The sequence below is a fragment of the Azohydromonas lata genome (assembly GCF_034427735.1).
GTDB lineage: Bacteria > Pseudomonadota > Gammaproteobacteria > Burkholderiales > Burkholderiaceae_C > Azohydromonas > Azohydromonas lata.
The window spans coordinates 1-11,915 of record NZ_JAXOJX010000042.1 but is presented as its reverse complement, the minus strand read 5'-3'; the positions used below and the strand labels follow the sequence as shown (position 1 = coordinate 11,915).

Here is an 11,915-nt window from a genome sequence, read left to right as displayed (position 1 = left end):
TTGCCATGTCACTGACCATCGTGGAGGTCCGCGAGGCCGCCGAGCGCTTGGGCGAGTACGACAGCGTCATAGACGCGCGCTCGCCCGGCGAATTCGCCGAGGACTTCTTGCCCCGCGCCGAGAACTGGCCCGTGCTGGACGACGGCGAGCGCCGCCTCGTCGGCACGCTCTACAAGCAGGTTTCCGCCCTGCACGCCCGCAAGGTGGGCGCGGCGCTGGTGGCGCGCAACGTGGCGCAGCACATCGAGCGCCACGTGGCCGACAAGCCGCGCGAGTGGCGCCCGCTGGTGTATTGCTGGCGCGGCGGGCAACGCTCGGGGAGCTTGGCCTGGTTCCTGTCGCAGATCGGCTTTCGCACCCAGCAACTGGCCGGCGGCTACAAGGCCTTCCGCAACCTCGTGCGGGAAGACCTGGACGTGCTGCCCGCGCGATTGGAGTTCCACGTGCTGGCCGGGCGCACCGGCAGCGGCAAGACGCGGCTGCTGCAGTCGCTGCGCGAGCAAGGCGCGCAGGTGCTGGACCTCGAAGCCCTGGCCTGCCACCGCGGCTCCGTGCTCGGCGGGCTGCCCAACCAGCCGCAGCCGCCGCAAAAGCGCTTCGACACCCTGCTATGGCAGGCGCTGCGGGCGCTGGACCCGGCGCGGCCCGTGTTCGTGGAAAGCGAAAGCCAGAAGGTGGGCAACGTGCGCGTGCCCGACGCGCTCATGCTGCGGCTGCGCGAGCACGGCCGCTGCACCGTGGTCGAGATGGACGAGGCCGCCCGCGTGGAGTTGCTGCTGCAGGAGTACGGTTTCTTCGCTGCCGACCCCGAGCGTTTTTGCCGCCTCATAGACGGCCTCGTCGAGTTGCGTGGCCGCGACACCGTGCAGCACTGGCAGCGCCAGGCGCGCGCGGGCGATTGGGCCGGGGTTTTCGCAGAGATGATGCGCGAGCACTACGACCCGCTGTACTTGCGCTCCATGGACCGGCATTTCCGCCATTTGGCGCAGGCGCCGCGGCTGGCCTTGCGTGACGGAGGCGACGAGAGTTTGGAAGCCGCCGCGCGGGAGTTGCTTTCGCAGGCTTGAGGCGGCTTAAAGTGGGGTGTGCCCACTTCGGCGACAGTCGCCTCTCCACGTATGCGAACCTTCGAACCCGCCGTAGAACAGTCGCGACGCTTTGGCGTGCGGCCCATTCCCTTGCTGCGCCCGCTGGGCTGGCTGGCCCGCGGCTGGCAGGACTTGCGGCGAGCGCCCGGGCCCGGGCTGGCGCATGGCGTGGCCATGGCACTGTTCGGCGCGTTGCTGGCCGTGCTCGCGAAAGAGCATGTCTGGCTGCTGGCCGGTGCGTTCTCGGGCTTCCTGCTCGTGGCGCCGCTGCTGGCCACGGGGCTGTACGCCGTGAGCCGCGCGCTCTACCGCAAGCAGCCGGCCACGCTGGCCACCGCGCTGCGCGCGTGGAAGCCGGACGACGGGCGGCTCATCGTCTTCGGCCTGCTGCTGGCCTTCGCCGGCACGGGCTGGGTCATGACGTCCGCGTCCTTCCTGCTGACCTTCTCCCCCGCGCCGCTGCGCACGCCGCTGGATTTCATCGTGCACGTGGTGCTGGGCGAAAGCCGGCTGTTCGAGGCCTGGCTGATGCTCGGCGGCGTGATGGCCGCCCCCGTGTTCGCCTCCACCGTGGTGGCCATGCCCATGCTGCTGGACCGGCGCGTGGGCGTGATGGTGGCCGTGTTCACGAGCTGGCGCGTGGTCATGCAGCACCCGCTGCCGCTGGCGTTGTGGGCCGCGCTGATCATGGGCCTCACACTGCTGGGCATGGCGACCTTCATGCTCGGCCTCATCGTGGTCATGCCCTGGCTGGCTCATTCAAGCTGGCACGCCTACCGCGACCTGGTGGACACCTCCGTATGGGACGAAATGCCTTGAGAAATTGATCCAAGCCATTCATCCCAGACCTTATGCTTTTCGCCGGGCCGATTTTCATGGCCCGGCCGGGTGGTTTGTTGGGAGCCGCCCGCGCAGCGAATCATTAAAAACTCAAGATGTTTGAATTCAACGAGGAAAATATCGCCCAGCTGGGCCTGACCGTCGGCGTCACGGCCTTCATGCTGTACATGGTGTTCATCATCATTCAATTGGCGAGGGAATCCAAGGCGGGCAAATTCGGCACCTTCGTGCTGTTTCTGGCTCTGGGCTTTGGCCTGCTGGGCTTCGCGGCAAAAGGTCTGATCAAATATTTCTTGGCAGGCATCGTGGAATAACAAGAATCCTGCCCGCCACGGCCCAAGTATTTCAGTATCCCCGGGACAAATAAAAAGGCCGCGCAAAGCGCGGCCTTTTGTCGTGCCCAACGCGGCCCCATGAAGTGCCGCGGGTTGGGTCCTGGTCAGCCCATGTGCAGGCCGCCGTTGCAGCTGAACTCGGCGCCGGTGGTGAAGCCGGATTCCTCGCCCGCCAGCCAGGCCACGATGGAGGCGATTTCCTCCGGGGTGCCCAGGCGCTTGATGGGAATGGTGGAGACGATCTTGTCCAGCACGTCCTGGCGGATGGCCTTGACCATGTCGGTGGCGATGTAGCCGGGGCTCACGGTGTTGACCGTCACGCCCTTGGCAGCCACTTCCTGCGCCAGGGCCATGGAGAAGCCGTGCATGCCGGCCTTGGCGGCGGAGTAGTTGGTCTGGCCGAACTGGCCCTTCTCGCCGTTGACCGAGGAGATGTTGATGACGCGGCCCCAGCCCTTGTCCAGCATGCCGTCGATCACCTGCTTGGTGACGTTGAACATGCTGTCCAGGTTGGTGGACATCACGGCCTGCCAATCGGCCTTGCTCATCTTGCGGAACTGGCCGTCACGCGTGATGCCGGCGTTGTTCACCAGCACGTCCACGGTGCCGTGCTCGGCCTTGACCTTCTCGAAGGCGGCGACGGTGGAGTCCCAGTCGGCCACGTTGCCCACCGAGGCGTAGAACGTGTAGCCCAGGGCCTTCTGCTCGTCCAGCCACTTCTGGAAGTCGCGGCTCGGACCGCAGCCGGCGATGACCTTGAAGCCGTCCTTGTGCAGGCGCTGGCACATCGAAGTACCGATGCCGCCCATGCCGCCCGTCACGTAAGCGAGTTTTTGAGTCATCTCGTCTCTCCTTCATTGGGCCGTCCTGCGGCCCTTGGTGGTGTTCCAGGGAATTTTTCAGCGGCGCCGCGCCCGCGCGTGGGCGCGGCGGCCGCCCGGGCAGCTCCGGCGGCTGCCCTTGGTCGGTCAGCCGATCAGCGCTCGACGGCCAGCGACACGCCCATGCCGCCACCGATGCACAGCGCGGCCACGCCCTTCTTGGCGTCGCGGCGCTGCATTTCGTGCAGCAGCGTCACCAGCACGCGGCAACCGGAAGCGCCGATGGGGTGGCCGATGGCGATGGCGCCACCGTTGACGTTGACCTTGGCCGGGTCCACGCCCAGTTCCTTGTTCACCGCGCAGGCTTGGGCGGCGAAGGCTTCGTTCAGCTCGAACAGGTCCACGTCGCCGACTTGCCAGCCGGCGCGCTCCAGCGCCTTGCGCGTGGCCGGCACCGGGCCCATGCCCATGGTGGCGGGGTCCAGGCCGCTGGTGCCGAAGCTGGCGATGCGCGCCAGCGGCTTCAGGCCCAGTTGCTCGGCCTTGGCGGCCGACATGACCATCACGGCGGCGGCGCCGTCGTTGATGCCGGAGGCGTTGCCCGCGGTCACCGAACCCGCTTTGTCGAAGGCCGGGCGCAGGCCGGCCAGCGCTTCGGCGTTGGTCTTCTTGTTGATGAACTCGTCGGCGTCGAACATCACCGGATCGCCCTTGCGCTGCGGAATGGCAACGGGAACGATCTCGTCCTTGAACTTGCCGGCTTCCTGGGCGGCGGTGGCCTTTTGCTGGCTGGCCAGGGCCAGGGCATCCTGCTGCTCACGGGTGATGTCGTGCGCCTTGGCGACGTTCTCGGCCGTGATGCCCATGTGGTACTTGTTGTACACGTCCCACAGGCCGTCGTTGATCATGGTGTCGACCATCTTCCAGTCGCCCATGCGCTGGCCGTCGCGGCTGCCTTGCAGCACGTGCGGGCTGGCGGACATGTTTTCCTGGCCGCCGGCGATCACGATCTCGCTGTCGCCCCAGGCGATGGCTTGCGCCGCCAGCATCACGGCCTTCAGGCCGGAGCCGCACACGGCGTTGATGGTCAGCGCCGGCGTTTCCTTAGCGATGCCTGCCTTCATCATGGCTTGGCGAGCGGGGTTCTGGCCCGCGCCGGCGGCCAGCACCTGGCCCATGATGACTTCACCGATCTGGTCGGCGCCCACGCCGGTCTTCTCCAGCAGGGCCTTGATCACGGCAGCGCCCAGCTCAGGCGCCGGGATCTTGGCCAGCGTGCCGCCGAACTTGCCCACGGCGGTGCGGGCTGCGGCGACGATGACGATGTCGGTCATGTGTATCTCCTCGTTGTCAAGGTCGGGTAATGACGAAAGCTGTGAGCCCGCGGCTCAAGCCTTCTGCTTCACGTAGCGCCCAGGGGCGGGCTCGATGGGCTTGTAGGTCTTGTTGCCAAGCGTCTTGGGCGCAGCGATTTCCTTGCCCGCGTGCTGCTTGAGCCAGTCGCTCCAGTCCGTCCACCAGCTGCCCGGATGCTCGGTGGAGGTTTCCAGCCACTGGTTGGCGTCGGCAACCAGCTGCTCGTTGGTCCAGAAGCTGCGCTTCTTCTTCTGCGGCGGATTGATCACGCCGGCAATGTGGCCCGAGGCGCCCAGCACGTAGCGCTTGGGTCCGGAGAGGAGTTGCGTGCTGGTGTAGGCCGATTCCCAGGGCACGATGTGGTCCTCGCGCGAGCCGTACAGGTACACCGGCGCCTCGATGCGCGAGAGGTCCACCTTCTCGCCGCACACGGTCAAGGCACCGGGCACGCGCAGCTTGTTCTCCAAGTAGGTGTTGCGCAAGTACCAGCAGAACATGGGCCCGGGCAGGTTGGTCGAGTCCGAGTTCCAGTACAGCAGGTCGAACGGCGGCGGGGCCTCGCCCTTGAGGTAGTTGCCCACGACGTAGTTCCACACCAGGTCGTTGGGACGCAGGAAGCTGAAGGTCGTGGCCAGCTCCTTGCCGTTGAGCAGGCCGGGGCCGTTGGGCGCCTTCTCGCCGATGGTCATCTCGCGCAGCCGCACGCCCGTCTCGTCGATGAACAGGTCCAGCACGCCGGTATTGCTGAAGTCCAGCAGCGTGGTCAGCAGCGTGAGGCTGGCCACGGGCTGCTCGCCACGGGCTGCCAGCACGGCCAGCGCGGTGGAAAGAATGGTGCCGCCCACGCAGAAGCCCAGCGCGTTGAGCTTGTCCTGCCCGGTGATCTGCTGAATGGCGCGGATGGCGCGGATCACGCCATGCTCCACGTAGTCATCCCAGGTCTTGCCGGCCGTGGACGCGTCCGGGTTGCGCCAGCTCACGACGAAGACGCGGTGGCCCTGCGCGACGGTGTAGCGGATGATGCTGTTGTCCGGCTGCAGATCCAGGATGTAGTACTTGTTGATGCACGGGGGCACGAACAGGAAGGGCTTCTCGTGCACCTTGGCCGTCAGCGGCTTGTACTCCAGCAGCTGGAACATGTCGTTTTCGTAGACGACGGCGCCCTCGGTGGTGGCGACGTTCTTGCCCACCTCGAACACGCTCTCGTCGGTCTGCGACACATGGCCCTGCTGGATGTCGTGCCACAACTGCTGCAGCCCCTGGCTGATGCTCTCGCCCTTGGTCTCCAGCGCCTTGCGCTGCGCCTCAGGGTTGAGCGCCATGAAGTTGCTGGGCGCGGCGGCATCGATCCACTGCTGCACGGCGAAGCGGATGCGCGCCTTGGCCTTGGCATCACCCTCGATGGACTCGGCCATCTGCATCAGCGTGCGGGCGTTGAGCAGGTAGACCTGCGCCAGATAGGCGGCGGCGGGGTTCTGCGCCCACTCGGCGGCGGAGAAGCGGCGGTCGGGCAACTTGGCCGGCTCGGCGCTGCCGTCGGCCTGCAGGCGGCCCAGCGTCTTGTTCCACAGTGCCGTGGCTTCGTTGAGGTACTCGCCTTGCAACTTGGCCATGGCCTGCATGGGCAGGTTGAGACCGGACATGGTGCGCAACGCATCCGAAATGGCGGCGCCCAGCGCCGTGGCGTTGTCACCGAACGTTTGCAGTGCGGGAATAGCTTGCAGGGTCACACTCGTCTCCTGAGGACTTTTTCACGAAAACCGTTGGCGTGCAGTGTTGTAGGCTTCGTGTCTTACCGCATCATGACAACTCTTTTCATTCTACGAAATACGTCATTCTGCGTAATCGCGGGTATTTCCTATGTACTTGGTGGCCTTGGCGTGGATGTATGTGGTGCTGATGATGGCCGTGGCGGAGGCCACGGCGCCCAACGGGACAGTGCTGGGCGCCGTGTTCACCTTCGTGCTGTATGGGGCACTGCCCTTGTCCATCGTTCTGTATCTCATGGGCTCGCCGGCGCGGCGCCGGGCACGCAAGCGTGCCGAGGCTTCAGCGCAGCCAGATGACGGCAGCCTGACGCCCCGTGACCCGGTCGCGCCGGAACGAGAAAAACTTTGATTCATCCTGCACCGTGCACCACTGTCCGCCTCTGATCTGACGCAGACCTGCCAAACCGAGCCGCCTGCGCGCGAGCTGAGGCAGGTCCGCCAGCCAGCGCGCGCTGCCGTCGGGGCGCGGCCGCCAGGTGAATGCGGCATCGCCGCCGGCCGGGTCCGCCCCGAAGCCGCGCAACACGTCTTCCCCCACTTCGAAGGCCTGCGGGCCTATGCACGGGCCCAGCCAGGCCAGCACGTCGGCCGACGCGCATTGCGCCAGCGCACAGACCTCGGCCAGCGTGTTTTCCAGCACGCCCCCGGCCAGCCCGCGCCAGCCCGCGTGCGCGGCCCCCACGGCGCGGCCATTGGCGGCGGCCAGCAACACCGGCAGGCAGTCGGCCACCTGCACCACGCAGGCCACGCCGGGTTCCCCGGTGACGGCGGCATCGGCCTCAGGCGGCGGCGCGTCGACCAGCGCGGCGGCGTTGGCCGCCGTCAGGCGCAGCACGCGCGTGCCGTGCACCTGGCGCAGCCACACCGGCACGGCGCCCCCGATCACGGCGGCAACGCGGGCACGGTTCCCGATCACGGCGGCCGGGTCGTCGCCCACGGCATCACCCAGGTTGAGCGCGTTGAAAGGCGCGGCGCTGACGCCGCCGGCGCGCGTGCTCATGAGCGCGCCCACGCCGGCCGGTGCCGGCCATTCGGGCTTCAGCACGCCTTCCAGCTCGTCACTCGGCATCGGGACAAGCGGCCGGCTGCGTCTTGTCGAAGGCATCGAGCTGCATGCAGGCCTCGTACACGCGCATCACGGTGGGCACGTGGTCCAGGCGGCAGTTGAAGCGCTGGGCGTTGAAGACCTGCGGGACCAGCACGCAATCGGCCAGGCCGGGCGTGTCGCCGTGGCAGAAGCGGCCGGTGGCGGGGTGCTCGGCCATCTGGCGCTCCACCACCTCCAGGCCGGTCTCGACCCAGTGGCGGTACCAGCGGTTCTTGTCGTCCTCGCTCACTTTCAAGTCGTGCACCAGGTAGCGCAGCACGCGCAGGTTGTTGAGCGGGTGGATTTCGCAGGCCATGTCCTGCGCCAGCGCGCGCACGCGGGCGCGGCCCAGCGCTTCCTTGGGCAGCAGCGGCGGCTCGGGGTGGGTTTCGTCCAGGTACTCGATGATGGCCATCGACTGCGTGAGCGTCGCGTCACCGTCGCGCAGGAGCGGCACCAGGCGCGAGGCCGACACCGCGGCATACGACTCCGCAAGCTGCTCGCGCTTGACCAGGTGCACCGGCTTGTATTCGTAGTCCAGGCCCTTGAGGGCCAGCGCAATGCGCACGCGGTAGGAAGCGGAGGAGCGGAAGTAGTTGTACAGCTGCATTCAGGAACTTACTGCGGAACTGCGGGATTGACGCGGTGCAGCATAAACCCCTCTGTGGGCTTGTGAACATGGCGGGAACCCTGCACGCCGGCCGAGGCCGCGCGAGGCCCACGCTAAACTGGCCGGATGCTTCTTTCCGAGCGCAGCAGGATCCAGCACTGCCCCGCCTGCGGCAGCCATGTCCAATACCGCATCCCCCCGGACGACAACCGGGAGCGCGCGGTATGTCCGGCATGCAGCCGCATCCACTATGAAAACCCGCTCAACGTCGTCGGGACGCTGCCGGTGTGGAACGACCAGGTGCTGCTGTGCCTGCGCAACATCGAACCCCGGCGCGGCTTCTGGACGCTGCCTGCCGGCTTCATGGAGCTGGGCGAGACCACCTCGCAAGGCGCCCTGCGCGAAACGCAGGAAGAGGCCGGCGCCCACATCGAGCTGGGGCAGCTCTTCAGCGTGATGAACGTGCGCCAGGTCGGCCAGGTGCACCTCTACTACCTCGCCAAGCTCACCGACACCCACCTGGACCCCGGCCCCGAGACGATAGAGGCGCGCCTCTTCTCCGAAGCCGAGATTCCCTGGGACCAGATCGCCTTCCGCACCGTGCGCGAAACGCTCAGGCGCTACTTCGAAGACCGCAAGCGCGGCCAGTTCGGCCTCCATACGGCCGACATCGAATAAGGCACAAGCCCGCAGCGGGAACACGCCCTGCCCCATGTGAAAAACGCGCCGCAAATGCGGCGCGTTTTGCATTGAAGGCCCCGTCCGCGCCCATGAGGACGCGGAGGGAAACCCGGTCAGCGCTTTTGCGGCGGCAGGTCCGTGCAGGAGCCGTGGGCCACTTCGGCGGCCATGCCGATGCTCTCGCCCAGCGTCGGGTGCGGGTGGATGGTCTTGCCGATGTCCACCTCGTCCGCGCCCATTTCGATCGCCAGAGCGATCTCGCCGATCATGTCGCCGGCGTGGGTGCCCACGATGCCGCCGCCCAGGATGCGGTGCGTTTCCGCATCGAACAGCAGCTTGGTGAAGCCCTCGTCGCGGCCGTTGGCGATGGCGCGGCCGGAGGCCGTCCACGGGAACAGGCCCTTCTTGACCTTGATGCCCTGCGCCTTGGCCTCGTCCTCGGTCAGGCCCACCCAGGCCACCTCGGGATCGGTGTAGGCCACGCTCGGAATCACCCGCGCGTCGAAGCGCGCGTGCTCGTCGCCGGCAGCCACTTCCGCCGCCACGTGGGCCTCGTGCACCGCCTTGTGCGCCAGCATGGGCTGGCCCACCACGTCGCCGATGGCGAAGATGTGCGGCACGTTGGTGCGCATCTGCACGTCCACGGGGATGAAGCCGCGCTCGTTCACGACGACACCGGCGTTCTCCGCGCCGATCTTCTTGCCGTTGGGCGTGCGGCCCACGGCCTGCAGCACCAGGTCGTAGACGCCTTCGCTCTTGGTCCCGTCCAGGCCCTCGAACTGCACCTTGATGCCGTCCGGCGTCGCCTCGGCGCCCACCGTCTTGGTCTTCAACATGATGTTGTCGAAGCGCGGGGCGTTCATCTTCTGCCAGACCTTGACCAGGTCACGGTCGGCGCCCTGCATCAGGCCGTCCAGCATTTCCACCACGTCCAGGCGTGCGCCCAACGTGGAGTAAACGGTGCCCATTTCCAGGCCGATGATGCCGCCGCCGATGACCAGCATCTTCTTGGGACGCTGGCGCAGCTCCAGCGCGCCGGTGGAGTCCACGATGCGCGGGTCGTCCGGTAGGAAGGGCAGCCGCACCGCCTGCGAACCCGCGGCGATGATGGCCTTCTTGAAGCGGATGACCTTCTCGCCGCCCGTGCGCTCCTGGGCGTCGCCGCCCGTCTCCTGCACCTTGACGTGGAACGGGTCCACGAAGTTGCCGTAGCCGCGCACGATGGTGACCTTGCGCATCTTGGCCATGGCGCCCAGGCCGCCGGTGAGCTTGCTCACCACCTTGGACTTGTGGGCGCGCATCTTGTCGATGTCCACCGTCGGCTCGGCGAAGGTCACGCCCAGGTCGGCGAAATGCTTCACCTCGTCCATCACGGCGGCCACGTGCAGCAGCGCCTTCGAAGGGATGCAGCCCACGTTCAGGCACACGCCGCCCAGGGTGGCGTAGCGCTCGACGATGACGACCTTCATGCCCAGATCGGCGGCGCGGAAGGCGGCGGAGTAGCCGCCCGGGCCGGCGCCCAGCACCAGCATGTCGCACTCGAGGTCCACGTTGCCGGCGTAGCTGCCGGCATTGGGCGCCGCGACGGGCGCGGCCGCCGGCGCCGCCGGGGCTGCCGCCTGCGCGGGAGCGGGCGCCGGGGCCGACGCGGCGGCGGCCGCGCCCGCGGCCTCCAGCACCAGCACCAGCGAGCCTTCGCTCACCTTGTCGCCCAAGTTGACCTTGAGCTCCTTGACCGTGCCCGCGTGCGAGGACGGGATCTCCATGGAGGCCTTGTCGGACTCCACGGTGATGAGGCTTTGCTCCTCCTTCACCGTGTCGCCCGGCTTCACGAGCACCTCGATGACGGCGACTTCCTTGAAATCGCCGATGTCGGGAACCTTGACTTCTATGAGTGCCATGTCGTCGGTCCCCTTACAGCATCACGCGGCGGAAGTCCGCCAAGATCTGGCAGAAGTACGCGTTGAAGCGCGCGGCCGCGGCACCGTCCACGGCGCGGTGGTCCCACGACAGCGACAGCGGCAGCGTCAGGCGCGGGACGAACTGCTTGCCGTCCCACTTGGGCTCCATGGTGCTCTTGCACACGCCCAGGATGGCCACTTCCGGCGCGTTGATGATGGGCGTGAAGTAGCGCCCACCGATGCCGCCCAGCGACGAGATGCTGAAGCAGCCGCCGCTCATGTCGGCCGGGCCCAGCTTGCCGTCGCGGGCCTTTTTGGCCAGCTCCGACATTTCCTGGCTGATCTGCAGCACGCCCTTCTTGTCGGCGTCCTTGATCACGGGCACGACCAGCCCGTTGGGCGTGTCGGCCGCGAAGCCGATGTGGAAGTACTGCTTGAGCACCACCTGGTCGCCGTCCAGCGAGGCGTTGAACTCGGGGAACTTCTTGAGCGCGGCCACGGCGGCCTTGATCAGGAAGGCCAGCATCGTCACCTTGACGCCGGACTTCTCGTTCTCCTTGTTGAGCTGCACGCGGAAGGCTTCCAGCTCGGTGATGTCCGCGTCGTCATGGTTGGTGACGTGTGGGATCACGACCCAGTTGCGGTGCAGGTTGGCGCCGCTGATCTTCTTGATGCGCGAGAGGTCCTTGCGCTCGACCGGGCCGAACTTGGCGAAGTCCACCTGCGGCCAGGGCAGCAGGCCGGGGAAGGCGCCGCCCGCGGCCGCCGGGACGGCAGCGGGCGCCTTGGCGGCGGCCGCCTTGGTCTGCGCCGTGCCGGCCATCACGGCCTTCACGAAGTTCTGCAGGTCGTCCTGCGTGATGCGGCCCTTGACGCCGGAGCCTGCCACCTCCTCCAGCGGCACGCCCAACTGGCGGGCCTGCAGGCGGATGGAAGGCGAAGCGTGCGGCAGCTTGCCCTTAGGTGCCGTGGGCTCGTGCGCCGGCAGCGCGGCCGTGGGCGCCTGGCGCTGCGCGGGCGGCGCCACGTCGGGCGCCGACACCGTCACGGCCGGGGCCGCAGCGGCGGCAGCCGGTGCGGGAGCCGCGGCGGCCGAAGCCGGTGCAGCCGTACCAGTGGCAGCGCCGGCGCCTTCGAGCAGCACGATCAGCGAGCCTTCGCTCACCTTGTCGCCCAGCTTGATCAGCACTTCCTTGACCGTGCCGGCGTGCGAGGACGGAATCTCCATGGAGGCCTTGTCGGACTCCACGGTGATCAGGCTCTGCTCGACCTTGACCTTGTCGCCGGGCTTGACGAACACCTCGATCACGGCGACTTCCTTGAAGTCGCCAATGTCGGGCACCTTCACCTCGATCACGCCGCCGGCGGCAGCCGCCGCCGGGGCTTCGGCCGCGGGCGTGGGCGCCGCGGCGGGCGCGGGGCTTTGC

At 67.6% G+C, this 11,915-nt stretch carries 12 protein-coding genes; 5 read left to right on the top strand and 7 right to left on the bottom strand.

Annotated elements, in window-relative coordinates; genetic code table 11:
• Positions 1-5: 5 nt before the first annotated feature.
• From mnmH to SM757_RS22340, 3 genes are all read left to right on the top strand, one after another.
• Positions 6-1,067 carry a tRNA 2-selenouridine(34) synthase MnmH gene (gene mnmH, locus SM757_RS22350; protein ID WP_322467105.1) on the top strand — a complete coding sequence of 354 codons (1,062 nt, stop codon included), beginning with the start codon at positions 6-8 and terminating at the stop codon, positions 1,065-1,067.
• A gap of 51 nt (positions 1,068-1,118) precedes the next feature.
• Positions 1,119-1,907 carry a DUF2189 domain-containing protein gene (locus tag SM757_RS22345; RefSeq protein ID WP_322467104.1) on the top strand — a complete coding sequence of 263 codons (789 nt, stop codon included), beginning with the start codon at positions 1,119-1,121 and terminating at the stop codon, positions 1,905-1,907.
• Between the two features lie 116 nt (positions 1,908-2,023).
• Positions 2,024-2,242, top strand: coding sequence for a DUF2788 domain-containing protein (locus SM757_RS22340; protein WP_066334309.1), 219 nt, complete (start codon positions 2,024-2,026; stop codon positions 2,240-2,242).
• Between the two features lie 125 nt (positions 2,243-2,367).
• Here the strand turns inward: SM757_RS22340 and phbB are convergent, their stop codons facing one another.
• The 3 genes from phbB to SM757_RS22325 form a co-directional block, all read right to left on the bottom strand.
• On the bottom strand, positions 2,368-3,105 hold the full coding sequence (gene phbB / locus SM757_RS22335) for an acetoacetyl-CoA reductase (protein WP_066334313.1): 738 nt from the start codon (positions 3,103-3,105) through the stop codon (positions 2,368-2,370).
• 134 nt (positions 3,106-3,239) lie between these two features.
• A complete protein-coding gene (locus SM757_RS22330; RefSeq protein WP_066334316.1) occupies positions 3,240-4,418 on the bottom strand; it encodes an acetyl-CoA C-acetyltransferase in 1,179 nt (392 codons plus the stop codon).
• Between the two features lie 54 nt (positions 4,419-4,472).
• Complete coding sequence (locus tag SM757_RS22325) at positions 4,473-6,083, bottom strand: PHA/PHB synthase family protein (protein WP_084267317.1); 1,611 nt, start codon at positions 6,081-6,083, stop codon at positions 4,473-4,475.
• A 217-nt stretch (positions 6,084-6,300) separates the two neighbouring features.
• Here SM757_RS22325 and SM757_RS22320 point away from each other — a divergent pair, with 217 nt between their 5' ends.
• Positions 6,301-6,558 (top strand): hypothetical protein, encoded by a 258-nt coding sequence (locus tag SM757_RS22320; RefSeq protein ID WP_322467103.1) that lies wholly within the window; start codon positions 6,301-6,303, stop codon positions 6,556-6,558.
• Here the strand turns inward: SM757_RS22320 and pgeF are convergent.
• Together pgeF and maiA are read right to left on the bottom strand one after the other, a co-directional pair.
• Positions 6,490-7,278, bottom strand: coding sequence for a peptidoglycan editing factor PgeF (gene pgeF, locus SM757_RS22315; RefSeq protein WP_407655791.1), 789 nt, complete (start codon positions 7,276-7,278; stop codon positions 6,490-6,492). The genes SM757_RS22320 and pgeF overlap by 69 nt on opposite strands.
• Entirely contained in the window at positions 7,268-7,906 is a 639-nt protein-coding gene (maiA, locus tag SM757_RS22310) for a maleylacetoacetate isomerase (protein ID WP_322467101.1), read from the bottom strand. The genes pgeF and maiA overlap by 11 nt, the downstream gene beginning before the upstream one ends.
• Before the next feature lie 126 nt (positions 7,907-8,032).
• On the opposite strand from maiA, the gene SM757_RS22305 reads away from it, so the two are divergent.
• Positions 8,033-8,584 carry an NUDIX hydrolase gene (locus SM757_RS22305; RefSeq protein ID WP_322467100.1) on the top strand — a complete coding sequence of 184 codons (552 nt, stop codon included), beginning with the start codon at positions 8,033-8,035 and terminating at the stop codon, positions 8,582-8,584.
• 116 nt (positions 8,585-8,700) lie between these two features.
• Here the strand turns inward: SM757_RS22305 and lpdA are convergent, their stop codons facing one another.
• Together lpdA and aceF are read right to left on the bottom strand one after the other, a co-directional pair.
• Entirely contained in the window at positions 8,701-10,488 is a 1,788-nt protein-coding gene (gene lpdA, locus SM757_RS22300; RefSeq protein ID WP_322467099.1) for a dihydrolipoyl dehydrogenase, read from the bottom strand.
• A 13-nt stretch (positions 10,489-10,501) separates the two neighbouring features.
• On the bottom strand, positions 10,502-11,915 hold a 1,414-nt coding region (gene aceF / locus SM757_RS22295), incomplete at its 5' end, for a dihydrolipoyllysine-residue acetyltransferase (protein ID WP_322467098.1).

Bases quoted from the DNA above. Each gene is read 5' to 3' on its own strand.
- mnmH (WP_322467105.1), top strand. From the start codon at position 6: ATGTCACTGACCATCGTGGAGGTCCGCGAGGCCGCCGAGCGCTTGGGC.
- SM757_RS22345 (WP_322467104.1), top strand. From the start codon at position 1,119: ATGCGAACCTTCGAACCCGCCGTAGAACAGTCGCGACGCTTTGGCGTG.
- SM757_RS22340 (WP_066334309.1), top strand. From the start codon at position 2,024: ATGTTTGAATTCAACGAGGAAAATATCGCCCAGCTGGGCCTGACCGTC.
- phbB (WP_066334313.1), bottom strand. From the start codon at position 3,105: ATGACTCAAAAACTCGCTTACGTGACGGGCGGCATGGGCGGCATCGGT.
- SM757_RS22330 (WP_066334316.1), bottom strand. From the start codon at position 4,418: ATGACCGACATCGTCATCGTCGCCGCAGCCCGCACCGCCGTGGGCAAG.
- SM757_RS22325 (WP_084267317.1), bottom strand. From the start codon at position 6,083: ATGTCCGGTCTCAACCTGCCCATGCAGGCCATGGCCAAGTTGCAAGGC.
- SM757_RS22320 (WP_322467103.1), top strand. From the start codon at position 6,301: ATGTACTTGGTGGCCTTGGCGTGGATGTATGTGGTGCTGATGATGGCC.
- pgeF (WP_407655791.1), bottom strand. From the start codon at position 7,278: ATGCCGAGTGACGAGCTGGAAGGCGTGCTGAAGCCCGAATGGCCGGCA.
- maiA (WP_322467101.1), bottom strand. From the start codon at position 7,906: ATGCAGCTGTACAACTACTTCCGCTCCTCCGCTTCCTACCGCGTGCGC.
- SM757_RS22305 (WP_322467100.1), top strand. From the start codon at position 8,033: ATGCTTCTTTCCGAGCGCAGCAGGATCCAGCACTGCCCCGCCTGCGGC.
- lpdA (WP_322467099.1), bottom strand. From the start codon at position 10,488: ATGGCACTCATAGAAGTCAAGGTTCCCGACATCGGCGATTTCAAGGAA.